Annotated in this window: 21 protein-coding genes and 1 tRNA gene; 15 read left to right on the forward strand and 7 right to left on the reverse strand. The window is 53.3% G+C overall.

All coding sequences use genetic code 11. The features are described from left to right. The first annotated feature begins 91 nt into the window (after positions 1–91). The 5 genes from LWL52_RS01190 to sigZ all read left to right on the forward strand — a co-directional run bounded on the left by LWL52_RS01190 (position 92) and on the right by sigZ (position 4,491). Complete coding sequence (locus tag LWL52_RS01190; protein ID WP_242916300.1) at positions 92–1,981, forward strand: DUF3857 domain-containing protein; 1,890 nt, start codon at positions 92–94, stop codon at positions 1,979–1,981. 9 nt (positions 1,982–1,990) lie between these two features. Continuing rightward, positions 1,991–2,779, forward strand: a complete 789-nt coding sequence (locus tag LWL52_RS01195; RefSeq protein ID WP_242916301.1) for a hypothetical protein — start codon at positions 1,991–1,993, stop codon at positions 2,777–2,779. A gap of 82 nt (positions 2,780–2,861) precedes the next feature. Beyond that, positions 2,862–3,278 carry an ArsI/CadI family heavy metal resistance metalloenzyme gene (locus LWL52_RS01200; protein WP_242916302.1) on the forward strand — a complete coding sequence of 139 codons (417 nt, stop codon included), beginning with the start codon at positions 2,862–2,864 and terminating at the stop codon, positions 3,276–3,278. 89 nt (positions 3,279–3,367) lie between these two features. Continuing rightward, positions 3,368–3,877 (forward strand): GNAT family N-acetyltransferase, encoded by a 510-nt coding sequence (locus tag LWL52_RS01205; protein ID WP_242916303.1) that lies wholly within the window; start codon positions 3,368–3,370, stop codon positions 3,875–3,877. Continuing rightward, on the forward strand, positions 3,874–4,491 hold the full coding sequence (gene sigZ, locus LWL52_RS01210; RefSeq protein WP_242916304.1) for an RNA polymerase sigma factor SigZ: 618 nt from the start codon (positions 3,874–3,876) through the stop codon (positions 4,489–4,491). The genes LWL52_RS01205 and sigZ overlap by 4 nt, the downstream gene beginning before the upstream one ends. A 701-nt stretch (positions 4,492–5,192) precedes the next feature. Here sigZ and LWL52_RS01215 read toward each other — a convergent pair. The 3 genes from LWL52_RS01215 to LWL52_RS01225 all read right to left on the reverse strand — a co-directional run bounded on the left by LWL52_RS01215 (position 5,193) and on the right by LWL52_RS01225 (position 10,979). Continuing rightward, positions 5,193–7,283: a ComEA family DNA-binding protein gene (locus LWL52_RS01215; RefSeq protein ID WP_242916305.1), complete on the reverse strand. Its 2,091-nt coding sequence runs from the start codon at positions 7,281–7,283 to the stop codon at positions 5,193–5,195. 156 nt (positions 7,284–7,439) lie between these two features. Next, entirely contained in the window at positions 7,440–8,273 is an 834-nt protein-coding gene (locus LWL52_RS01220; protein WP_242916306.1) for a PorV/PorQ family protein, read from the reverse strand. 375 nt (positions 8,274–8,648) lie between these two features. Further along, positions 8,649–10,979, reverse strand: coding sequence for a S46 family peptidase (locus LWL52_RS01225; RefSeq protein WP_242916307.1), 2,331 nt, complete (start codon positions 10,977–10,979; stop codon positions 8,649–8,651). Positions 10,980–11,068: 89 nt separating this feature from the next. Here LWL52_RS01225 and yidD point away from each other — a divergent pair, with 89 nt between their 5' ends. From yidD to LWL52_RS01250, 5 genes are all read left to right on the forward strand, one after another. Further along, complete coding sequence (gene yidD, locus LWL52_RS01230; RefSeq protein WP_242916308.1) at positions 11,069–11,290, forward strand: membrane protein insertion efficiency factor YidD; 222 nt, start codon at positions 11,069–11,071, stop codon at positions 11,288–11,290. A 146-nt stretch (positions 11,291–11,436) separates the two neighbouring features. After that, a complete protein-coding gene (locus LWL52_RS01235; RefSeq protein WP_242916309.1) occupies positions 11,437–11,739 on the forward strand; it encodes a hypothetical protein in 303 nt (100 codons plus the stop codon). A 436-nt stretch (positions 11,740–12,175) separates the two neighbouring features. Next, a complete protein-coding gene (locus LWL52_RS01240; protein WP_242916310.1) occupies positions 12,176–12,811 on the forward strand; it encodes a peroxiredoxin in 636 nt (211 codons plus the stop codon). A 123-nt stretch (positions 12,812–12,934) separates the two neighbouring features. Continuing rightward, on the forward strand, positions 12,935–13,867 hold the full coding sequence (locus LWL52_RS01245; RefSeq protein ID WP_242916311.1) for a DUF1684 domain-containing protein: 933 nt from the start codon (positions 12,935–12,937) through the stop codon (positions 13,865–13,867). A 304-nt stretch (positions 13,868–14,171) separates the two neighbouring features. Then, positions 14,172–14,834 (forward strand): thioredoxin family protein, encoded by a 663-nt coding sequence (locus LWL52_RS01250; RefSeq protein ID WP_242916312.1) that lies wholly within the window; start codon positions 14,172–14,174, stop codon positions 14,832–14,834. A gap of 85 nt (positions 14,835–14,919) precedes the next feature. Here LWL52_RS01250 and LWL52_RS01255 read toward each other — a convergent pair whose 3' ends face one another. After that, a complete protein-coding gene (locus LWL52_RS01255) occupies positions 14,920–16,878 on the reverse strand; it encodes a peptidylprolyl isomerase (protein WP_242916313.1) in 1,959 nt (652 codons plus the stop codon). A 417-nt stretch (positions 16,879–17,295) separates the two neighbouring features. Between LWL52_RS01255 and LWL52_RS01260 the strand changes: the two genes are divergently transcribed. From LWL52_RS01260 to cysK, 4 genes are all read left to right on the forward strand, one after another. After that, complete coding sequence (locus LWL52_RS01260) at positions 17,296–17,739, forward strand: hypothetical protein (RefSeq protein ID WP_242916314.1); 444 nt, start codon at positions 17,296–17,298, stop codon at positions 17,737–17,739. A gap of 218 nt (positions 17,740–17,957) precedes the next feature. After that, positions 17,958–19,142: an MFS transporter gene (locus LWL52_RS01265; protein WP_242916315.1), complete on the forward strand. Its 1,185-nt coding sequence runs from the start codon at positions 17,958–17,960 to the stop codon at positions 19,140–19,142. A gap of 581 nt (positions 19,143–19,723) precedes the next feature. Beyond that, positions 19,724–20,557, forward strand: a complete 834-nt coding sequence (gene epsC / locus LWL52_RS01270; RefSeq protein WP_242916316.1) for a serine O-acetyltransferase EpsC — start codon at positions 19,724–19,726, stop codon at positions 20,555–20,557. Positions 20,558–20,576: 19 nt separating this feature from the next. Then, positions 20,577–21,494 carry a cysteine synthase A gene (cysK, locus tag LWL52_RS01275; RefSeq protein ID WP_242916317.1) on the forward strand — a complete coding sequence of 306 codons (918 nt, stop codon included), beginning with the start codon at positions 20,577–20,579 and terminating at the stop codon, positions 21,492–21,494. A 75-nt stretch (positions 21,495–21,569) separates the two neighbouring features. On the opposite strand, the gene LWL52_RS01280 is transcribed toward cysK, so the two are convergent. From LWL52_RS01280 to LWL52_RS01290, 3 genes are all read right to left on the reverse strand, one after another. Next, entirely contained in the window at positions 21,570–22,355 is a 786-nt protein-coding gene (locus LWL52_RS01280; RefSeq protein ID WP_242916318.1) for a hypothetical protein, read from the reverse strand. A gap of 81 nt (positions 22,356–22,436) precedes the next feature. After that, entirely contained in the window at positions 22,437–22,871 is a 435-nt protein-coding gene (locus LWL52_RS01285; protein WP_242916319.1) for a DUF2267 domain-containing protein, read from the reverse strand. A 199-nt stretch (positions 22,872–23,070) separates the two neighbouring features. After that, a tRNA-Ala gene (locus LWL52_RS01290) sits at positions 23,071–23,142 on the reverse strand. A gap of 144 nt (positions 23,143–23,286) precedes the next feature. Here LWL52_RS01290 and LWL52_RS01295 point away from each other — a divergent pair. Beyond that, a complete protein-coding gene (locus LWL52_RS01295) occupies positions 23,287–24,576 on the forward strand; it encodes a site-specific integrase (RefSeq protein ID WP_242916320.1) in 1,290 nt (429 codons plus the stop codon). Positions 24,577–24,583 lie beyond the last annotated feature (7 nt).

The following is a 24,583-nucleotide window of genomic DNA, read 5'->3' on the forward strand; positions in this document are numbered from 1 at the left end:
ACCAGCCATACTTATACCTTGCAAGTATGGCGATGATACGGCTGCCGTCTTCTCTTCTAAAAAATCAACTTACGTTGTTACCCGTCTTTTTATGCGTTATTTATACTTTTTACTTGCCTTTTGCTTCTGGGTGCCGCCAGCGCACGCCCTGCCCGCCGAGGATATTACCAAAGATGCCAACGCAGTGATCCGCTCCGAGGAAACGGTCTTTACTGTTCAGTCCGTGAGCAGCGGCACCACCTATTTCAAAACCACCATCACTATTCTGAACGAGAACGGGAACGACCGGGCCAAACTATACGTGCCCTACGATAAGCTGAAAAAGGTCGATTACCTGAACGCCACTTCCTTCGACCGTGCCGGCAAGAAGATCAAATCGCTGCGCAAAGGCGATATCGGCGATGTGAGTGCTATTTCGGGTATTAGCTTGTTTGAGGACAATCGGGTAAAAATTGCCGACCTGCGGCATACCGTTTTCCCGTATACCGTGGAGTTCGAGTACCAAACCACGACCACCAACATGCTGCTTTACCCGGTATGGACGCCGCTGGATGAAGAAAAGCTGGCGGTAGAAAAATCACGTTTTCGGGTGGTAATGCCGCAGGGCATGGAGCTGCGTTATCTGGAAAAGAACCTGCCTGTCCCGGTAAAGAAAGAGCAGACCGCTACCCAGCAATTTTATACCTGGCAGGTAGAGAACCTGGCGCCGGTAGAGATGGAGGCTTTCGGGCCCGCTCTTTCGGAGCTGGTGCCGCTGGTGCGCACAGCCCCCGTTACCTTCGAAGTGGAAGGCTACCAGGGCAACATGCAGACCTGGAAAGACTACGGCCAGTGGATAAATAAGCTCAACAGCGGCCGCGATATGCTGCCCGAAGCCACCAATCAGAAGCTGCAAACCCTGGTGGCAAATAGCAAAACGCCCGAAGAAAAGATCCACAAAGTATACGATTACCTGCAAGCCAACACCCGCTATGTGTCCATTCAGCTGGGTATAGGAGGGTGGCAGCCCTTCGAAGCTTCTTTTGTAGATAGCAAAGGCTATGGCGACTGCAAAGCCCTGACCAACTACACGCAGGCCATGCTGCAGGCGGTGGGCATTACCTCGTACCAGGCGCTGATTCGCGCCGGGGATGAGATGCCCGATATTTTAACCGAGTTCCCGAGCCAGCAGTTTAACCATGTGGTACTATGCGTGCCGCAGGAGCGCGACAGCCTGTGGCTGGAGTGCACCAGCCAGAACAAGGCCGCCGGGTATGCCGGTAGCTTTACCGGAAACCGCCATGCTTTACTTATCACGCCCGAAGGTGGCAAACTGGTTAAAACGCCGGCTTACGGCACCTCCGAAAACAAACAGATACGGAGCATCCGGGTAACGCTGGATGAAAAAGGAAATGGCACGGCGCAGGTGAAAACCCTGTTCAGCGGAGAGCAGTCGGAAGAGCGGAGCGAGGCCGTGCATAACGCCAAGCCCGACGAGCAGAAAAAGTGGCTGTATAGCCAGGTAAAAGTACCCGCATTCGATATTACCAGCTATAAGTGGGAGGAGAAGAAGGCCGCAGTGCCTTCTGTTACTGAAAACCTGGAACTGGCTTTGCGCCAGTATGCCATCGTCAGCGGCAAGCGCCTTTTCCTGAAGCCAAATTTGATGAACAAATGGACGTACACGCCTGCTTCAAAAGAAAAACGACTGACTGAGGTGGTGATGCGCGGCATAGCTTTTCAGGATGTGGATACCGTTGCGTTTGCCTTGCCGCCTGGCTTTACACTGGAGTATCAGCCGCAGGACGTTCATCTGAACACCGCCTTTGGCGAGTATCATGCAACGACCAAAGTCAGCGGCCAGCAGGTGCTTTATATCCGCAGGCTGCAGATGCCCAAAGGCCGTTTCAAACCCGAAACCTATCCGCAACTGACCGAATTTCTAAACAAGCTAGTGTCTTCTGATAACCAACAGATCGTGTTTGTAAAGAACGTGCCTTAACATACAAGGATGCAGGAGGAGCTTACAGAACAATTGCCGGTAATGGAAGAGGCGCTGCCCCCGGCCGGCAAATTATACAATGCCCGGGCCATTGCCGTCTGCGCTTTAGTGGGCGGCCCGCTGGGCGGCGCTTACCTGCTGGCAAAGAACTATATCAGCATCGGCGAAGAGGAAGCCGGCCGTAAGGCGCTTTGGTGGGGTATAGCAGCAACCGTTAGCTTTATGCTGATAATGTTTTTGCTGCCGCAGTATACCAACGTATTACCCAAATACCTGATCCCCGTGCTGGAAGCAGGCCTGTTTTACGGGCTCACGCAGCGGCTGCAGGGAGCGTTTCTGCAGGAGCACAGCCGCTTGCAGGGGGCCTTCCGGTCCAGGTGGCGTGCGGCGGGCGTGGGGCTCATCAGCGCGGTGAGCACCATTGTGCTGGCCGTGGCGCTGTGGCCCTTTTTGCCCGAGGAGCAGCCGGCGATGGTAAAGTTTGGGCAGGCAGGCCACGAGATATACTATGATGAGGCGACCGTAACAGCAGAACAGGCTAAAAAAGTAGCTTACTTTCTGGCAGATCACGATTTCTTCGGGCAGTATGTCCGCAAACAGGTGCGCGTAGAGCAAAGTAAGTGGGCATATAAAGTGCTGATTCCGGCCACCCCGGACGATTTTAACAGCAGCTCCATTATCGGGTATTACCGGCTGGTGCAGCAGGACCTCGATGCCGGGCATTTTGAGAAACCCGTTAAGCTGGTTCTGTTCTACCAACCGGAAGGCCAGGAGCGGCAAATCAAAAATATCGAGTAAAATTTTTCGGCAAACCTGCGTCTTTTCAGTTGCGGCGCCGTCATCAGGGTGAACATTAAAAAAACACTCAGACAGCAAAGCCATGAAACGATTTCACGTAAACGTAAGAGTAAAGAACCTCGAAGAATCCATCGCCTTTTACAATGCCCTTTTTGCAACAACGCCCACTGTGTGCAAAGCAGATTATGCCAAGTGGATGCTCGAGGATCCGCGTATTAATTTTGCCATCTCGCTGCACCCCGAAAATGCCGGCATCGAGCACCTGGGCATTCAGGCCGAGAGCCTCGAAGAACTGGTTCAGGTATACGGCAACCTGAAAAAAGCCAAAGGCGCCATCCGCGAAGAGGGCAAGTGCACCTGCTGCTACGCCAAATCCGAAAAATCCTGGATCACAGACCCGCAGGGGGTGGATTGGGAAGCCTTTTATACCTACGGCGAAGCCACTATCTACGGAGAAGGCCCTAATGCGCGACCAGCCAAAGAAGCCACGGTCCTTTAGTATAAAATAAAACCCCTCCGCAGCAGGAACAGGTAGCAAGTATACCTGTTCCTGCTGCGTTGTTTCTAAATTTTTAGTTTCTTAGCGCCATGCAAGCAATCACGCCAACGCTTACAATAACGGCTATGCTGCCGGAACATTACGAGCAGGTAAAAGCGATCTACGAAGCAGGCATCGCCACTAACAATGCGACCCTGGAAACCAGCGCACCCAATTGGTACGAATGGGACGAAAAGCACATGCTCTCTTGCCGGCTGGTAGCGTTGCAGGATGGACATATCGTAGGCTGGGCAGCGCTGACGTCAGTGTCGGGCCGCTGCGTGTACCGGGGCGTAGCCGAAGACAGCGTGTATGTGCACCCGGCACATGCTGGCAAGGGAATAGGGCGCTTATTGTTGCAGCAACTGGTGGCGGCCTCAGAGCAGGAAGGCATCTGGACCTTGCAGGCGCATATTTTAAAAGAGAATCATGCCAGTATACAACTGCACGAGCAGTGCGGTTTCCGGGTGGTGGGGCTGCGCGAGCGGCTGGGCCAGCTGCATGGCCAGTGGCGCGACACTTATTTGCTGGAAAGAAGAAGTAATACTATAGGCGTATGACCGAAAATTGCTGTAACTCGTCTGAAACATTTCCGGCCGCGGATGCCTGCGCGGCCGTTGCCCCTGTTTTCCTGGCTTACGAGGCCCGGTTAAAAGGCTTTGTGCTGAAGCGCATTGCCGATAAAGCCGACGCCGACGATATGCTGCAGCAGCTTTACCTGAAGCTATATAAAAACTGCGAGCAGTTGCAGGACGTGCGCGATATCAAAGCCTGGCTTTACCAGATCACGCGCAACGCCCTCGTCGATTTTTACCGCGAGCACAGCCGCCATACTAGTATAGCCGATGCCGGGGAGCTGCCGGAGGAAGACTTTTCCGAACACGCCCAGCCGGAAATAGAAGCCCTGGTGCTGCCGCTCCTTACCTTGCTGCCGCCCGAATATGCCGAAGCATTGCGCCTGAGTGAGCTGGAAGGCATCAGCCAAAAGGAAATTGCAGCACGCCTCGGCATCTCTTACTCAGGCGCAAAATCGCGGGTGCAGCGCGGCCGCGAAAAGCTGAAAGCCCTCTTTCTGGAATGCTGCCACATGGAGTTTAGCCCCGACGGAAGCATTGTTTCCGCAAGTATAAAGAGCGCTTGCAAGCCGCTGGAGCACTTAGCTGAAGGAAGGTAGGAGAGGAGTTACCGGGTCCAACCACCCCTGCCCCTCCTTATTTAAGACGGGGAGCCTGTTGTTGCTACTTTCAAAGTATAAGCATTGTTGTTTTAGCTTCGTCTCCCTTCCAATAGGATCCTTTCAGGATGACAAAGAAGAAAGAGGCGAAGAGAGAAGGTTCATACTTATACTTAGTTTAATGTTTCATAGCTAATGTTTCATGGCGAGCGTCATCGCGCGGACAGGTCGCGACCTGTCCCTACGTAAATGCAATGCTAATAAAGTTAAAGCTTATATTTATGCTCAAGTATAAACAGCAGCTATTGGAACAGATCCCAGTCCTTGGGATGAGCGCCTTGGTGTATTGCGGTGCCTGCAAGGCAGCCCGCTAGGGCAGCTTCACACCACAGCGCGATGCCCGAGAGAGTTTACCCCGAAGCATTTCGGGGAGCCCCCGCGGGCTTGGAGCGCTCCAAAGTATAAGATGAAACAAGGCAAGTATAAAACTGAGGAAGACAGCTAGCTAGCAAGTATAGCAGGAAGTATAAATCATCACATCAAACTCAAGCTGCCAAATATAGCCAAAGGATAAAACTGTCATTAAACGGCTCCTGGCAAGTATAGCGTCATAGGCTAGATCCGCATCAGAACAGTATCAATAAGTGCCACAACAGTTCCACCTTACCACTCTACCTACTTACTCTCACCACCACCATTCCTCAAAACTGATACCTGACCTGTACTTTCACATCCGAGCGGCGGGAACCTTCGATCAGATCCAGGCCGGAGCCGATGGAGTCCTGGTGGCGGTAGTGCGTGAGGCCATACTTTACCCACACATCTAGCGAACGAAGTGGACTAACCTGCAAAAGCGCATACACCCGTGTGCCGGTGCCGCTGAACGCCGGAATGGAAAACGCAGACAGCACATCCCGCTCATACACATACTGGCGCGTATCATAGCTGTCGGTATCGAAAAGGGCATAACGGGTGCTGAGGCGTATTTTACGGAAGGTAACGTTTACATCCTGCGCAATCAGATAGCCGGTCGTTTTCGGGGATTCCTGCGCATAGCTGCTGCACTGTACCCGCGATTTGAAGCTTACCACTGCGGTAGGGGCAAACTCATAGTATAAGAGGTAATTCCGGCGCAGTGCCTGGGCCACGTAGTCTATTGGCGTGGTGTTGTTGGCCATATTCAGGCCTTTGCTTTCGGTACGGAACTGCCCGTACAGCATCGTTTGCTTGTTTGGTTTAACAGATAGCCGCAACAGGTACTCATATCCGCCGGAGGGTGCATCCACGCGGTAGCGCAGCCACGGAAAACGAAAGCGGTCGTAGTAAGCGGTGAGCTCCCATGGCCCGAAAGGCTTTATTTTGATGCCCGTATACAGCCCCCGTTCGTTGATGCTGCGCGTGGCCTCGCCAAAGGCGCTGCCATAAAAGGTGTGGAAGTGACGGGTATAGGCCCGGTAGAGCATCGCCAGTTCTACCCGGTTAGACAGGCTGGCCACAAAGCCGTTTACCATGCCCAGGCCGCTACTTTTGCTGATAGCCGTTTCGCCAAATAAGTAGACATTCTGCCAGGTATAGCCATAGTTGGCGCCCAGGTTATAGTTGGTTGCGCCGCTGAACTCAAAGCGCTGGTAGGGCGCGCCGGCTTTCCGGATGGGCGAACTATAATGCAGCCCGAAGGCCGTTACGCCCAACAGCAGTGTTTTATCACGGCTCTGGTAACTAGCGTTCGCTCCGAAGAGCTGCTCCCGCGCCTGGCCCTTGTTGGCCAGCTCAGTAGGCGTACGGTGGAAGCCGGTCGTCTGGATGCCGCTGAAATATGCATCGGAATTCTCTAACGTATCCTGCTGTACCTGCAGGCTGGCGTCCACGCGCTTGTTGGAGTAAAACCCTGTCACGTCCACCATTCCTAATGTATAGGTAGCTGCCGCACCCCTGAAATAAGCATATTCCAGCACCGAGCTGTAGGGCCTGATGCCCAGGTTTGGCCGGCTCACGGTCGTAATAGTTTCGCTGCCCTTGCCCACGCTGTAACCTGACGAGAGCAGCAGGCCCTGCCCGAACTGCAACTGGTAATCGCCGAGGGCAATGGCTTTAAACCGGCCTTTGTTGTAGAACTGCAGGTGCGCCGAGTAATAATCAAATCCATAGCGGTGGGTGCGGCTATCCCAGGTAAACTGCTCGCCGGCATCTTTCTCAGCGGTTATGCCAAAACTATAATCGCGGGCGTGGCTGATGCGGTAACGTAAGTATAGTTTATCCGGCGAGCCCAGGTAGCGGCTTGTCGAACGGCTGTCCGGGTCCAAAGGGGTATAGCCGCGGCGTTGTTGCAGGGTGCGCTCATAGCGAAGTATAAGGGCATTGTTGTCTTCGCCCACCATCCGTTGCCAGAGCGGGCGCTGGTCGGCTGCCAGGCCGGCATCCTGCACCTGCACAAAATACACCAGCTTATAGATGGTGAGCAGATCAAAATCGGGGATGGCCTGCAGCTCATAGATGCTCAGCAAGGGGCCATTCGCTGCCAGGTAGCTGAAAAAGGACGTGATCTGCGGCCGTGAAAGTATAAAGAGGGCGGCCAACTCTTCGGGGCTGGTGTGGTTCAGGTCGATGGGGCGCTGGTAGTACTGGAAGAGCGTTTCGTAATAATCCTCGTAGGGCACCTGGTCGTCGTCCTGCTGGGCAAAGAGCTCCTGTACCAATAGGTCGAAATCCAGTTGCCGGCGCGGATAGTCCTGCGCCTGCAGCAGGGGCAGCCCACAAAGTATAAACCAGCAAAGCAGTAAACTTCGTCGCATAGGCAGAGGTGAACGGTTACTTGTTAAATGGCCCGTTGGTGCTTGCTAAACTGTTGTAAAAACCATGGCTGCGCACTCCCAATCAAGCAACCCTCATCATCTCCTACCTATACTTCAGTCGGGAATAGTTAAAGGTGTTCTTTTCTATTCTCCTTTCTAAGACTTTCCTTTTCTGAACTGGCAGGCAACAGATAGATGGTGGCTCTGCCCCAGCACGGTGTAGGTGCCGAACGCATACGCGAGCTGCAGCTGCCGCGCCCGGAAACCGGCTCCAAACGTAGCCTGGCCTGTCAGGGTACTGAAACCGGTGCGCAGCGCCAGTTTTTCCGGAAGCAGGAAATACTCCAGCCCCGCCTTAAAATCGGCATCGTAGTCGAGGTTCTTTTCTGTTTCAATGGCCAGCAGCAGCTTTTTGTAGGGGCGGTAAGCAAGCCCCGCTTTCATGATGGCCGGCATCCGCTCGTCGGCTATGTCGGCAAGTCGGGCCTGGTTGAGGTTATAGGCGTATGCGCCGAAGTATAAGCCTGGCACCACTTCGGCCTGCAAGCCTGCCGAGAGCGTTACAGCTTTGCGGCTGCCATACCCGCTCACCGCCACCTGCCATACTTCGGCTTTGGCACCCAGGCTAAACTGCCCCAACTTATGTGCCGCGCCAATCCCTATCGACTGCCGGCTGTACTGCGTATCACCAAACCTGCTCAGGCTTACCCCATAGCTGCCATACCTGGCTGTGGGGTAAACAGCCGTCAGAGCCACCGTCGTGAACGCCTGCACGCCAAAGCGGTTCTCGGTATAAGCGCCCACCTGCAGCTGTTGCACGCTTGCCATACAGGCTACGTTGTTATGCAGCGCCCACAGGTCAGGCAGCGTAACGGAGGCATTGCCCATACCGGCAGCGCGGCCGCCGCCGGGCACATCAGCCTGGGCCTGCGCCAGGCAGGGGAGCAGCACGAAAAGCAGGTATAAGCTGAAGCGTAAAGCTAGCCTCATTCCGTATAGGTTGGATTTTGCACTTTAAGAAGTATGATTGTACGGTGACTTGCTTTTTTGTTTACAATTTTATAGGAAAATCTATACTTCTGGTTGAAGATGAGAGTGGATGCGCAGGAGTAGCGGCAATAAGTTTAGTAGCTATACTTTGTTTCCGGTAATCAGCAACCCTGGATCTCTGCTTGAATGTAAAGCTATGAACTGCCACGAATCTGAGTGCAGCACCATCTTGTAGTTAGATGACGTCCGTCATTTTATGTGGGAAATCCAAAGGATGAGGTAACGCTTTCCCGATTGTTTAGGTAAATCAAAGCTAAACAAAAAGGCGCCGGAGATGTCTCCGGCGCCTTTCCTATACTTTAAAAGCAGGCTTGTTTAGTCTTTTACCTGAAGTTTTACCTTCGCGTCGCCTTTTTTCTTTTCGATCTTGAACTCTGTTTTGCCGGCGCGAAGCTTTTCGTTCGCTTCTTCCATGGTGGCATTCAGCAATTCAGCCTGCGGGGTTTTGGTTTTTACCTCAGCCGTGGCCGCATCGGCGGCACCCGGGTTGCCGTCGTTTACCAGCGTCATTTCCTGGATCAGGTTGGTAGCACCGGCATACTTGTCGATGATGAACAGCACATACCGGATGTCTACGTTAATGCAGCGCTTGTAATCCGGGTCATATACCAGGTCGCCAGTCATCGCTTCCCAGTTGCCGTCGAAGGCCAGGCCCATCAGCTCGCCTTTTCCATTGATAACCGGGGAGCCCGAGTTACCGCCTGTAATGTCGTTGTCGGTGATGAAGTTAACAACCAGCTCGCCTTTGGAGTTGGCATAGCGGCCATAGTCTTTGGCCTGGTAGAGCTGCTTCAGTTTGGCTGGCACCACAAATTCCTCGTTGGTCGGGTCTTCTTTTGCCATCACGCCATCCAGCGTAGTATAGTAGTTGTACATCACGCCATCCTGCGGGCTGTAATCTTTCACGGTGCCGTAGCTCAGGCGCAGCGTTGAGTTGGCATCCGGATAGTATACTTTGTCGGGGTTCATCAGGCGCAGGCCGGCCACATACAGGCGGTTGGCTTTGTCGAGGATGGCGTTGCTTTCAGCCATTTTAGGCGCTATGTTGGTCACATAGTTCATCATGATGGCGTTGATGAGCTGGAAAGCAGGATCGGCCTCCAGTTTTTTCTGCGACGGATTTTTCAAAAAGTCATTTACCTTCTGCTCCGACATCAGGAAAGAGTTGCCATACACATAATCGGCCAGCTTGCTGAAGTTGCCTTTATACTTGCTTACCAGGCTTTTGAATGCCTCGGGCTGCTGGTCTTTGGCAATGTCCTCCGAATAAGCCTTCATCATGGCAGCAAACACCTTCTTGTCGGTGGGCAGGTTGTAATCCTTGAAGTGGGACTCCACACGCGGGCGCAGATCTTCGATGGCTTTCTGGGTAGCGGCAGCATTGCCGGCTTTCAGGGAGTTGTAAAGCGGGATAAAGCGGTAGCCCAGCATCATCGCCTCGGTGCCCAGCACAGCTTCGTTGAGGTAAATGCTGCCCAGGTTATACTTCTCGATGGTGGCGTAGGCGCTGGCAATATCGCCCAGCACGTTGCCGTAAGTGGCTTTGCGCTGCGCATCGGCGTTGGCCCAGGCCTGGAACTTATCTTCGTCGGCTATTTTGCCTTCGATGGTGTGCATGCGCTTGATGCCTGCGTTCTGGCCGATAGAGTATTTGTAGTAGTTGGAGGTAGAAGCATACTTAGACGCATACTTGATGCGGGTAGCGGCGTCCTTATCCATGTCTTCCTTCCAGAGGTTCAGCTTCTGGTCGCGCAGCTTAATGCGGGACTTGTTCAGCTGGTTTACTTCCAGTTTCAGGCCATGCGAGGTCATAAAGCGCTTGGTGCGGCCCGGAAAGCCAAATACCATCGCGAAATCGCCTTGTTCTTTATCGCTCAATGAGATTGGCAGGAAGTGCTTTGGCTTGTAAGGTACGTTGGTTTTGCTGTAAGGAGCGGGCTTGCCGTCCGGGGCCATGTATACGCGGAACATAGAAAAGTCGCCGGTATGGCGTGGCCACATCCAGTTGTCTGTGTCGCCGCCATACTTGCCTACCGATTGCGGCGGTGCGCCTACCAGGCGCACGTCAGTGTAGCGGTTGTAAACGAAGAGGTAAAACTCGTTGCCATTGTAAAAATCCCGCACATAGGTTACGTACTGGTTGTTTTCGCTGGCTTCCTGGGCAATGGCTTTCGTGCGCTGCGCTACCAGTTGGGCGCGCTCTTCCTGGGTAGTAGCCGGTGTAATGCCTTCCAGCACTTTGCTGGTCACATCGTCCATGCGCACCAGGATGTCTACAAACAAACCTTCGTTCGGAAGCTCCTGGTCTTTGGAGGTGGCCCAGAAACCATCGGTCAGGTAATCATGCTCCGTCGTGGAGTGCGACTGGATTGAACCGTAGCCGCAGTGGTGATTGGTGATCAGCAATCCTTCCGGGGAGATAAACTCGCCGGTGCAAAAGCCACCGAACTGCACAATGGCATCCTTCAGGCTCGAATTGTTGACACTATAAATTTCTTCGGCAGTGAGCTGCAGGCCCTTTTTCTGCATATCGGTGTAGTTGAGGCGCTTTACCAGCATCGGCAGCCACATACCCTCGTCGGCTTTAGCGGCAAAAGGCACGCTAAGCGAGACAAGAAGTAAGAAGGAAAGGATTTTTTTTAGCATGAATTTATGTTTAAATGTAAACAGCAGCAAAATTAGCAAAAATTAACGCATTTTGCCTCTATAACAACGGATATGTGTAAAGACCAACTATGATCTGGGTATTTAAAAAGCTGGTGCTGGCGCTGCTTTGGGCCTACCAACACCTGATTTCGCCCTTAACCCCTTCTGCCTGCCGCTATACGCCTACCTGCTCGCAATATGCTGTGGAAGCCGTAAACAAGTATGGTCCCTTTAAAGGCGGGGTGATGGCCCTGAAGCGCATTGGCCGCTGCCACCCCTGGGGCGGCAGCGGGTACGATCCGGTAAAGTAAAAAGGGCCTGTGCGGGCTTTTTAGGCCCTGCTACAAGTATAATCGGCAACTTACTGGCAACTTACTCGATAATTTGTTAAACTGCACATGCTTTAGCTCAGGAGAGCTTCCGCCTAGGTTTTCATCTATTTTTAAACATAGGCAACATGGTTACCATTATACCCGGGCCCGTAGATTCCACTAGTACGACTATCAGTATCGAAGATATTGTGCGTGTAAAGGCGCATACCCTTGCCTGCCCGGGAATGAATTTTTATAGCCTTTACGTGTATGTGGCCAAGGCCGCCGGCGAGCATTTTTACCTGTTCAGCTACAAGCAACTCTCGGACATGGAGCTGGCCTACAAGCAGCTTAATGCGCTTATAAAAAGCAATAACTCCAAAGAAAACGCTGTACAGATCGTTCCGTTTGAAGGCGCTATGCCGGTCCTGCGCGACACGGCCGTTTAAACCCATACCTGCGCAGTATATCATCCCATTCCTGTTCTTACTTCATTACGTTCCTGGCATACGCTCTAGCTTGCGGCTATGAACGCCGTCTAGGCATTTCTGTGCCGCATCACTTCAGCCATACTTAATTTTTCAGAGGCCGGGAGTTTCATAATTATTCAGGCCCGGCAGAAGCGCCTGGGCAGCGAAACGCCAAAGCGGTCAGGGCAGCGCTTCAGCTGTACTTTCTCCGGAGGAAGTCTGCCTAAAGGAGCGAAATCAAAACAAATAGCTTTTCTGGGATGTTAAAGCAGTAGCATAGCCTGTCTACATTATAATCTCTACTAACCTTGTAGGAAATAAGGAGATTGGCTATATTTGATATAGGATGCTCGGGCTACCCAGGTAGTTGGAGCATGCACAGCCTATACTTATCATGTACTAAAAACTATCGAAAATGGCACTACAACTAAATGACGAGGCTCCCAACTTTAGAGCACAGACCACAGAGGGAGAAATAAATTTCCATGAATGGCTCGGTGACTCCTGGGGCGTTTTGTTCTCGCATCCGGCCGATTATACCCCGGTTTGCACCACTGAGCTGGGCGCAACGGCCCGCCTGAAAGATGATTTTGCCAGACGCAATGTAAAAGTGGCCGCCCTGAGCGTAGACGAAGTAGAATCGCATAAAGGCTGGATCAACGACATAAACGAAACACAGAACACACAGGTGGAATTCCCGATCATTGCTGACCCGGACAGGCATATTTCGGAATTATATGGCATGATCCATCCCAAAGCTTCCGGCACCCTGACCGTGCGCTCGCTGTTTATCATTGGTCCGGACAAAAAGATTAAGCTGATGATCACTTACCCGGCTTCTACGGGGCGTAACTTCCAGGAGATCCTGCGCGTGATCGACTCGCTGCAACTCACAGCTAAGTATAGCGTGGCCACCCCAGCCGACTGGAAAGAAGGCGAAGACGTGGTGATCTCGAATGCTGTGAGCGACGAAGAGATTCCAACTAAATTCCCCAAAGGCCACCGCGTTGTGAAGCCATACCTGCGCATGACGCCGCAACCCAACAAATAACAAGGCTTTTAGTTACCTGTCAACTCCTGCTCAGGCGGTGGCTCTAGGCACCTGCGCTGCGCAGGAGTTGCTTTTATACCTTCCTTTTATATTTCCCCCATCCAAGTATAAATTACTTTTCTCATGACTTACTTCTTTGGCAAGTTGCTTGCCTTGTTTGCCGCATTGCTGTTGCTGGCTGCCTGCACCCAACAAGAAAAAGCGCCTGCTGCCACCACGCCTTTACCAGATACCGAAACAGCGTATGTGGACAGTGTCAACCAGTGGCACCACGAGCGGGAGGAAAACCTGAAAAAAGAAGATGGCTGGCTCTCGCTGGCCGGGCTGTTCTGGCTGAAAGAGGGCAAAAATACCTTTGGCAGTGGCGACGGCAACGACCTTGTTTTTCCGGAAGGCAAGCTGCCCGCGCAGGCAGGTGTGCTGACACTGGACCACGGTAAAGTTACGGCAAGTATAGCCAAAGGGGTGGACGTAAAACTGAACGGAAAACCAGTGCAGCAGGAGGCCCTGGTGTATACCGAAGGGCAGGAACCTCCCCAGATGACGTATGGGCCGCTTACCTGGTTTGTGCTGAAGCGTGGCGACCGCTACGGCATTCGGCTGCGCGATGCGGAAAGCCCGGTGCGCACCGCCTTCAAAGGTGTCGATCGTTTTCCGGTGGCAACAAAGTGGCGGCTGCCGGCGCGGCTCGAGCAGAACCCGCTGCCCAAACAGATCCCCATCACAAACATACTGGGGCAAACCGAACCGGAGCCTTCGCCAGGAGCGCTGGTGTTTACGGTTGGAGACAGCACCTACCGCCTCGATGCGCTCGAAGAGGGCGACGAGCTCTTTATTATCTTTGCCGATAAAACCAACGGCACCGACACCTACGGCTCCGGCCGCTACCTTTACGTGCCCAAACCCGGCCCGGATGGCTCTACCACCATCGACTTTAACAAAGCCACCAACCCGCCCTGCGCTTTTGTGCCGTATGCCACCTGCCCGTTGCCCCCGAAGCAGAACTTTTTACCGCTAAGCATCACCGCCGGCGAGAAGACCTATGGGCATCAGTAGTATAGCCGAAAAGTGATTTTCCGGTATCGTTTACTGGTTACAACCTAAGGATGGCCAGCTTGGGGCATCAAAACTCTACTTGCTTGTGGCGGAGTGCTGTGCAGTCAAGTATGAGGACTTGCTTTCCGGTTAGGGTAACTCATTGCTTTGTGAAGTATAAGGCAGCGTACGGAAGCAGGAGAGCAGCAACCCAGCTGCGACACCCAACCAACCGCCAGCCTGCTAGAGGAACTATTTATACCAGGCACTTGTGGTATTTAGATAGTAATATATTTTATCAGGATCAAAAATAACGCATTCAATTATGACGCACATACTTAAGACACCATCTCCGGTTACGCCCGATTACCTGGCGAAAGCCCTTACCTATACACAATACCGGGAACTGGCAGACCAGCTCATGGCAGAAAACAAAACTACCGGAAACAACCACTCTGAAGAAATGGTAGCCTACACGCGCATGAACCTGCACCGCATGCGCCGCGTGGAAAAAACCACCCGCCTGGACGATGAACTGGTGCAGTTGCTATTAAGCGTACAAACCAAGATGGTATGGCTGGTGCTGACAGAAGCCTGGTGCGGCGATGCGGCGCAAAACCTGCCTGTGCTGGTGAAAATGGCCGATGCTTCGCCGCTGATCGACCTTAAGCTGTTGCTGCGCGACGAGAACCCCGAGCTAATGGACCAGTACCTGACCAACGGCGGCCGTTCCATCCCAAAGCTGATCGCTTTAAAAGCTGATACACTGGAAGAGCTTGGCACCTGGGGCCCCCGCCCGGAGCCGGCCCAGCGGTTGTATGCTGACCTGCATGCGCAAAACATCCCTTATAAAGAGTTTGCCGAACAGTTGCATGGCTGGTATGGCAAAGACCGCGGCAAGGCGCTGCAGCAGGAGTTCAAAAGCCTTCTGCCCCAGTGGTCGGAGCTGACCGCGCCGGAAGACCAGCCGCTAGAGCGCAGATATTAAAGTATAACTATTCTTAAACAGAGAAAGGCGACACCCACGTGTCGCCTTTCTCTGTTTTTGGGATGCTTCTTCTGGGCTAGCCGGTTTATAAGGTGCCTGCACCGATGAGTTCTACGTCCAGGATCTTGTCGCCTACTTCCAGCTGGTGCACTACGTCCATGCCTTCTATCACTTTGGCAAAGATAGTGTAACGGCCGTCCAGGTGCGGGGTAGGGGCGTGGGTGATAAACCACTGGTTGCTTTCGGTGTCTTTTCCGGCCGAGGCCATCCCCAGGTAACCTTCGCCATACTTCAGGTGTGCAAACTCAGAGCGGATGGAGTAGTCGGAGCTGCCCCAGCCGTCGCCGCGCTTATCGCCGCCCTGCGCCACAAAGTTGGGTACCACGCGGTGAAAGTATAAGCCGTCGAAAAAGTTCTCCTTTACCAGCGCTACAAAGTTGGCCACTGTGCCCGGGGCATCTTCTACAAACAGCTGGAGCACCACATTTCCTTTGTCGGTATGCACCACCGCCTGCTGCGCTGCCGGAATGCTGGCAACCAGCGCCCAGTCAATAGGGTGGGTGAATGGGTTCTGGGGTGTTTCGCCTTCGCCTTTTCCGCTCAGGAAATTAATGGTTTTCTGCAGCTCAATGTTGGTTTCCATGTCGCGGGGCAGTTGCAGTTTCTGCTGGGCCAGGGTCAGGAAGGTCACATCGCGGTACTGGCTCCGGAAGTTCAGCTTCGGATCACGGATGGCAGCGGCCGCCATGCCTACTAGCGCCACATCGCCGGAGCTCACCGCCCGTTGGAAAATAGTGGCAAAGTTGTTCTCGTAGCCTTTCGGAAAATCAGGCTGCTGCCGCATAAAGATCAGCGCATCCATGCCCGAAGTAGAGATAACCGGCTGCTGGGCCGCAAAAACCTCATCGGCAATAAAAGAATAATTGGCATAATCGCCGGCAAGTCCTTTCAGGAAAGCAGCTTTCTCGTAAGGAGTGCGGGCATTCTGATACTGCTGCTTGTAGCGGGTGTTAAGATAATAGCGGTTTTGCTGCGGGCTGTTGTGCAGGATTACCCATATCAGGCTGCCCCGCACCCGCGCATCCTGTAGCCGGGGCATCACCTCCAGCAGCGCTGCGGCATCTACGCCAGCAGGGTTTGCCTGCAGAAATTCGGCAGTGGCCACGGCCGTGTTAATGTTCTTGTCCTGCAGGGCAGCAAGTATGGCTGGCTTCACTTCCTCAAAATCCAGGCCGACCATCGCCTTTATAGCACTTAACCGCACCCTGTAATCGGGGTCGCTCTGGGCAATGGTAGACAGGAAACGCGCCTTGTCCGGAGCCCTTACTTTACTGAGTGCCTGCGTGGCCGCCATGCGTACCTCAGGAGCCTTGTCGGACGTGGCGGCATTTAAAACCGCCTGCCGGTAGGGCGTCAGGTCCAGTTTGGTAATGCGGGTCAGGAATTGGGCTGCCGGCACGCGGGCTTCCAGCGGGTTGGTTGGCGCCAGTAACCGGATAACCTGCTCCACAGCCTGCTGGGTATATTGCTGGCGCATGCCGGCGCGGTAAAGCCCCCATGCCTGCCCGGCAAGGGCTGTCGGGCTGGTAGCTTTGTAAGTTGCCAGGTAGGCCACGCCGGCCGGTGTGGCGATCTTGCCCAGGGCCTCGAGCAATTCACCCTGCACCTGTGGCCGCCGTTCCTGCTGCAGGTGTTGCAGTAAGGCGGTCTCTGCCTTGGCATCGCCGATCTGCCCCAGAGCATAAGCGGCAGCTACGCGAACGGCTATGGTGGTGTCGCTAAGTTGGCTGAGCAAAGGCGCTATGGCCAGTGTATCCTGCACCGAAGCAAAGGCCAGTGCTGCCTCGCGGCGGTATTCTGTTTTAGGATGCTGCAGGTAGGTAAGCAGCCCGGCTGTCTGGCGCTCATCCTGCAAGGTATGGATGCGCTGCAGAATGGCATCGCCGAACTTGTTTTTAGCGGTAGGTTTTGGACTTTGTTGCGGTACCTGCTGGCAGCCGGCTAGTGCGCAGGCAGCCACAACCAGTAAGTTGCGTATTTTCATGACTGATGCTGTTTCAATCCTCAATATAATCAAAAACTCGGAGACCGGCCCTGTTTCTCCTTTATTGCATCATCTGCATAAAAAATTTTGAAATATAGCGGGCAATACCTACATTGAACCCGATATGATACTGGAAGGATGAAGGGAATAAAAATTGGCTTCTTTGTAAGATTGAGTCTTTAAAAAATTGCATTATATTTGTTGATAGGTGCGTAAGTGTTTCACTCACAAAGAGCGGTGCGATTTTTAGTTGAAGTTTATTAAGTATAAAAAAATATTTTTTTTGCCTGCGGGCCAAGCCCAAAAGCAGGTAAGCTTAACCTGAATTATAAAACAAAACCCTGAATCCTAATTCGTCAGATCAGCATGTACGTATCCCTGTATTCTTCACAAAAACTTAAGCAGACAAAAAGCTTTATGATGTTCGTCGGTCTATTCTTTGTAGGCGGCGGCGGTTATGCCCTTGTGCGTGAGCTGCTTTGGCAAAGCCCTTTGCGCCCGGGCTGGGCAGCGGCCAGCCTGGTGTTGGTTGTGCTGGGACTCGCTTGCCTGGCTGTTGCAACCGACATTATTCGCTTAAAGGATACGTATTTCTCGATGACGCCCGAGCAGGTAGCCTACCGGGTAGCGCTTTTCGGCGGCGAGCGCACCTTGTTGTGGAGCGATGTGATAAAGCTTTGGGTTACGGAGTATTTCGTGGTGTTTGAGCTCGAAAACAGCAAGCCGGTGGTGTTGCGCCTGGGCAGCATTCAGCAGGAAGAAGTGGCCCGCAGAGTAGCGGACGAACTACGCTCGATGGCCCTTCAGAAAAACATTGCCATCAATGGGGTAAGTACTCAGCTGCACCACGCCCTGGTTTAAGGCGCACGGGTTCTTGTGCAGCCCGCAAACCATTTCTTATACTGACAGAAAGAACCTGCTAAGCGAAGTATACTTCGCTTAGCAGGTTCTTTTTTGATGATGGGGCACGAACCTCCTGTGGCGGTTACTAATTTTAGATGTTGTCCTCCGAAGCGGGGCGGCGAATAATTAGCACTTTTAAAAAAGCTTTGGCACCTTTGCAGCTGGAAAAAGCAGGTATGGAGAATCAGATTTCGCGGGTATACGGAGTGCAGTTTGGCTTGCTTTGCCTGAGCTCGTTCCTGTTCTTCGCCAGCTTTAATATGATCATTCCGGAGTTGCCCGACTACCTCACCAGCCTGGGCGGCGAAGAATACAAAGGCCTTATTATTGCGCTCTTTACCCTCACCGCCGGCCTGTCCAGGCCGTTCAGCGGCAAACTGGCCGATAAGATCGGGCGCGTACCTGTGATGCTGGTGGGCAGTATGGTGTGCATTATCGCCAGCGCCCTTTACCCGCTGACTGGCTCGGTAGCCGCATTTCTGTTGCTGCGCTTTCTGCATGGTTTTTCCACGGGCTTTACGCCGACCGGTAAATCGGCTTATGTAGCCGATGTGGTGCCATTGGAAAAAAGGGGAGAGGCTATGGGGCTGATGGGGCTTTCGGGCAGCCTGGGCATGGCGGCAGGGCCGGCTATTGGCAGTGCGGTGGCTGATCAGTTCTCCATGGATATTATGTTTTATACTTCGTCGGCCATGGCGTTTCTGTCAGTAGCCGTTATTGCACACATGCGCGAAACCATAAAACACCCGCAGCGCTTTAACTTGGGCATGCTGCGCCTTTCGCGGCAGGAGTTGGTGGAGCCGCGGGTGCTGGGCCCCTGCTTTGTGATGTTTTTCACCTACTTTCCCTACGGCATCATTTTAACGCTGATCCCGGATTTCAGCGAGTTCCTGGGCATTCACAACAAAGGCCTTTTCTTTACCAGCTTCACCCTGGCCTCGCTGGCCATTCGTTTTCTGGCCGGCAAAGCCTCCGACAAGTATGGGCGCGTACGCGTGCTGCTGCTCAGCACGCTGCTGCTGACACTGGCTATGGGGCTGCTGGGCCTGGTGCGCTCGCCGGAACTGTTGCTGCTGGTAGGTGTCTTGTTTGGCGTGGCAACCGGGATGAACTCGCCTACTATTTATGCCTGGACGATCGATCTGAGCCATGAGGCGCACCGGGGCAGGGCCATGGCCACCATGTATATCGCCCTGGAAGCCGGCATCGGCATTGGTGCCCTTGCCGCAGGATGGCTATATAACAACCGCCCTGAAAACTTCCCGCTGGTTTTCTGGACAGGGGCCGGATTTGCCGCCATTGCGCTGCTGTTTGTATTGCTTAAAACCTATCGTGCCCGGCAGGAGAGCCCGGTAGCTTAGCTTTAAGCTTTCTCTGCAAGTATAAGCAGCAGCCGCCAGGTTTCCCCGCCTTTCTCTGCCGATGCCATTCTCCCAATCTACCAGGTGCCTTTTATCCTCTTCTGTTTATCATCCTGAAAGGATCTTGGGAGCTCGTAGCGAAAGCTTCACCCCCGGAGGGTAAGGACCCTTTTTCCACTAGGTTTCTCTGTGTCAGATTCGGGATGAAAACGTAGCAGTAGGACAGGATTTATGTCGCCTGATTTAAGAATAAAATAACCCTACACCTCTCTACCTGGTTTTCCTGAACGCATGTTTTTAGCCTTTCCGCATCCTTTTGGCAAGAGGGTAAACAATCAGCGCTCTTGATAGTATAGAAAAAGGAACCAACGCTGTACCCGGTGCCGAAGGACAAGGAGGGGATCATCCGGAAAGCAGTACGGGCTATTCTTGCCTGGCTGCTTGCTGCAATACCTCAGCGTAAATCTGACCAATAAGATAGGGAGCGGCGCGAAACAAGTTGTTCTTAAGTGAAGCACGACGTATAACGTATCATCTGTTCGCGCACGGCGCTGTGTTGCTACCTGCATTGAGAATGAAGTATGAATAACCAGTTTTTACATGTGCTTTTTGAGCAGCATAAACGGGCGCTGCACCAAGTGCCGGCCTCCGCGATTTGCCACCTGATGGAGGGCGTGCTGCAATTGCTGTTCCCGGTGCTATCGGATAAACGCTTCACGTCGGAGGAGGAACTCAAAGCTTATGCAGCCGACCTGGAGCGCAAGCTAAAGCAGATCCTCAACAGCATGGAGGCGCGGCTGCCCGTACCTCCTGATGCGGTGGCCAGGGCCCTGATGGAACAACTGCCGGGCATCCACCGCCTGCTGCTCGACGATGCCGAAGCTATTGCCAACGGCGACCCGGCGGCACAAAGTATGGAAGAAGTGATCCGGACCTATCCCGGCTTCCGGGCTGTGGCCGTTTACCGGCTGGCCCATGCCCTGTATGAATTGCAGGTGCCTTTGCTGCCGCGCGTGCTCTCGGAGCATGCCCACGCCGCTACAGGTATCGACATCCATCCCGGCGCGCAGATCGGTACGCACTTCTGCATCGACCATGGCACCGGCGTCGTGATCGGCGAGACCTGCCGCATCGGCAACCATGTCAAGATCTACCAGGGCGTTACGTTGGGGGCACTAAGCGTGGATAAAGCCATGGCCAGGATAAAGCGCCATCCTACCATCGAGCACGATGTGGTGATCTATGCCGGCGCTACCATCCTGGGGGGCAACACGGTGGTGGGCGCCCACAGCATCATTGGCGGTAATGTATGGCTTACCGAAAGCGTGCCGCCGTATTCCAGGGTGTACCATCAGCCGCAGATCAACGTCCGCAAGTATGAGGACCCTGCCAGTGTACTCAATTTTTCAATTTAAACAGCAGCTAAAACCTCCTATGAAAGCAAGATCCATTTTAGAAACGATAGGCAATACACCCCTGGTGCGCATCAACAAACTTTTTGACAAAGAAGTGGACGTATGGATGAAGCTGGAGCGCAGCAACCCAGGCGGAAGTATAAAAGACAGGATTGCGCTGGCCATGGTGGAGGATGCTGAGCAGAAAGGGCTCTTAAAAGAAGGCAGCCTGATCGTGGAGCCCACCTCGGGCAACACAGGCGTGGGCCTGGCGATGGTGGCTGCCGTAAAAGGATACCCGATCGTGTTGGTGATGCCCGAATCGATGTCGATTGAGCGGCGGCGCCTGATGACAGCGTACGGCGCGCGCCTGGAACTGACGCCGCGTGAGAAAGGGATGAAAGGGGCCATTGAGCGGGCGCAGCAAATGGTGCAGGAAGACCCCGGTATCGCCTGGATGCCGATGCAGTTCGAGAACCAAGCCGGGGTGGAGATTCATGTGCAGACCACCGCGCAGGAACTGCTCCGGGACTTTCCGGATGGCGTGGATTACCTGGTGACAGGCGTGGGAACAGGCGGCCACCTGACGGGCGTGGGCAAAGTGCTTAAAAGCCGGTTCCCGGACCTGAAGATCTATGCAGTGGAGCCGGCAGCCAGCCCCGTGCTAAGTGGCGGCCAGCCCGGGCCTCACCCGTTGCAGGGTATCGGCGCTGGTTTTATACCGCCCATTATGGACAGCACGCTGCTGGACGGCACCCTGCAGGTAGAACAGCAGGACGCCTTTGATTATGCCCGCCGTATTGCCCGGGAGGAAGGCATCTTTGTCGGTATTTCGAGCGGCGCTTCGCTGGCGGCAGTAGCCCAGCTGCTGCCCGACATACCGGTTGGCGCCAAAGTACTCACCTTCTGCTACGATACCGGCGAGCGCTACCTATCGGTGGAAGGGCTGTTTGTATAAGTATAAAGTATAAGTATAACGCCGCTAAGCTGTAGGCTGAGCCTCGTTTATACTTGGTGCAGCAGTGGGTGCTGTTTAATCTCCGGAGACCAGGGCTGTCATGCGCCAGCGGCCCTGCTTGTTTTTGTTCAGCAGTGCCCTGAATCCTACAGGGCTGTACATATCTGTGTTGCTCACGTAACCTTTCAATCCGCCATCCGGCGACTCCACATACCACCACTCTTTTTCGCGCACATAGTCCTGTTGCGGATAAGATCGCTTATAATCCGTTTTCAGGATCACCCGGCCCAGGGTGCAGACAGCCGGCGCATTGATGTCGGGTTCTTTCCGAAGTATGGCCCCGTCGTGCACCACCGCTCTGAAAGAGAACGCATCCAGCGTATCAGGCCAGGCACTGTATACATAGGGCAATGCAAACAGGTTTTTGCTGTTGCCCTGCAGCACAAAGGTGCCGCCCAGCTCGAGCAGCTGGTTCAGTAACGGCCATAGCTCCGATTCTTTCCGTTCCGGGTGCCATTGTGCATTAAAGCTGGTTTTGCCGCCGCTGGCATCAAACCCGGTTGCAATGCTGGTATCCAGCAGGGAGGTAAGCAGGCGCGCATCCTGCTGCTGCACCGCCTGCCTGAGCTGTTGTAAATAGGCCTGCAATGTTTTGTCCTGCATGCTTTCGTCTTTTGGCGTGAAAAGGGGCGCCGTGGTCTGGCAGCTGACCGGATTGGCGGTACTGTCTGTTACGATCGTATCTGTGGCGGCAACGGTTTGCGGCGCTTCCTGTTCCTGTTCCAGGATAGTGGTGGTTTGGTTGCAGGCTGAAAAGGATAGCAAGGTTGCTAGCAAGGCAGTGAAGGGTGTTTTTAGCATAGCGTGTTAGGGTGGCAGGTGTAACGTGTTTTGTTGCCACCTATATACGCAGGCGAACGGTTTTGTATGTGCACACCCGGGCTATACTTCCAGTAGCTCCTGTATCTCCTCGTTAAGCGCTTCTTTTACCTGCTGCAGCTGGCCCTCGGGCATGCAGTTGTGCAGCGCCCGGAAGACGGCCCGGAAGGCGCCTATGATCTCATCATCCTGCTGGAAATCATTATTGGCCGCGAAAGCATTTTTGTTCCGGATATAATCTACCCACTCCTGGCGATCAAGGATCTGAACGGGTACTTTGTCCGGATCGTAGTGGTCGAAATAGATGCCTTTCCAGATAATGGGGAGCTGTGAGGCGAAATGAACGGCATCGGTTACGGGCAGCCGGTCGCGGACGGCATGCAGCACGGCCCGGAAAATACGGCCGGCCTGGTTCATGTCCTCGGTATTCAGTTCTGCTGCTACTGCCTCCAGCAGCACGATCGCATCTTTCCGGTTATCTTCAAAGCTAAAAGCCATACGCTACCTCCTTCCGATAATTGAAATGAATGATTTATACTGGTACGGTGCTAAAAACCAGTAGTTTGGCTTTGCTATACTTAGCAGGTGAGGGCGGCTGAAAACTGAGGGAAAACCCGCAGGCGCAATGAACTTTAGTAAGTATGTGAAGAAGTAGCAGTAAAACAAAAAAGGCAAAGCTTGCTGCTTTGCCTTTCGGTGGAGAATATCGGAGTCGAACCGATGACCTCTTGCATGCCATGCAAAATGAATTGTATTTCACCAGTTTTCTTTGCTTTATACTTTGTTTATAATACGTTGATAAATAGAACTTAAAGCGTATAAATAGACGGCATATATTTTCCTTAATTTTCATTTATTCCGTATACTTGTGTGTTCCTTGTGTGTTCCATTCACAATTGACAACAAGTATACTATGTTTGATTATTCAGATAGCGGGGTTACGCTGGCTGCCATGCTGGACACCCGAAAGCACAACAAGAGCTGCCTATACCCGGTTAAAGTTCGCGTAACTTATAGGCGGGAGCGGCAATATTACTCTACGGGTAAATCTCTCACTCTGGATGATTGGGAAAAGCTCCCAACAACCAGGAGCAAAAACCTGGCAGAAACCCGGTCCCAAATTCAGGACACCGCCGATAAGGTGAAGGACCAGGTAAAGGACTTGATTAAAAACGACCTGTTCAGCTTTGGTACCTTAAACATGCGCCTGGGGCAGGGCCTCAGCACCACCCTCAATACGGCCTTTGTGGCCAGGATTGAGGAGTTGGAAGAGAGCGGCAAAGTGAGTACTGCAGACTGGTACCGGTACACGCTCCGCAGCATTATCCTGTTTGAACACGGCAATATTGAGCTGAAAGATCTGAAAGGGGACAAGTTTAAAAGCACCGCCCTGCTGGGGAGTAGTAAAATCAACTTCTCGCAAATTACGGCCGCCTGGCTAAAGCGGTACGAAAACCATTTGCTGGACAAAGACAAAAGCTATACTACCATTTCCATGTACATGCGGGCCCTGCAGGTGATCATGAACGACGCCAAAGCTGCCGGCATTGTGAAGCTTGCGCAGCACCCCTTTGGCAAAGGCAAGTATGAGATACCGCAGCACGAGGGCCGCAACATTGCCCTGACTTTGGCAGATATTGGGAAAATAGTGAAGTATGACTGTGAAACCGATACGATAGCCATGTGCCGGGATTTGTGGTTCTTCTCCTACCTGTGCAACGGGGCCAACATTACAGACATTTGTAAGTTCCGGTACTCCAGCATTCGCAACGGAGAGATCTGCTTTTACCGGCAGAAGACCGTGGCGAAGGCCAAAAAGAAAAAGCTTATACACGCCATCATTACCCCCGAAATGCAAGCCATTATCAAGCGCTGGGGCAACCCTGCCGACAACCCGGAGGGCTTTCTGTTTCCGTTCCTGAAGGGTGGCGAAAGTCCTGGAGACGAACGCCGCCTTATCAAGAACATCACGCACCTGATGAACGACAAAATGAAAGCCATAGGGGAGAAACTAGGTATCGGCAATATCAGCACCTACACGGCCCGTCACAGCTACGCCAGCGTGCTCAAAAGGTCTGGTGCCAATATTGCCTTTATATCAGAGAGCTTGGGCCATAATGACCTGAAAACTACCGAAACCTACCTGGCCTCCTTTGAGCAGGAAGAGCGGTTAAAGAACGCGGCCTTATTAACCAACTTTTAGCAACGGT

Origin of the sequence: Pontibacter liquoris, from assembly GCF_022758235.1 — a bacterium.
In the GTDB taxonomy this organism is placed as follows: Bacteria; Bacteroidota; Bacteroidia; order Cytophagales; family Hymenobacteraceae; genus Pontibacter; species Pontibacter liquoris.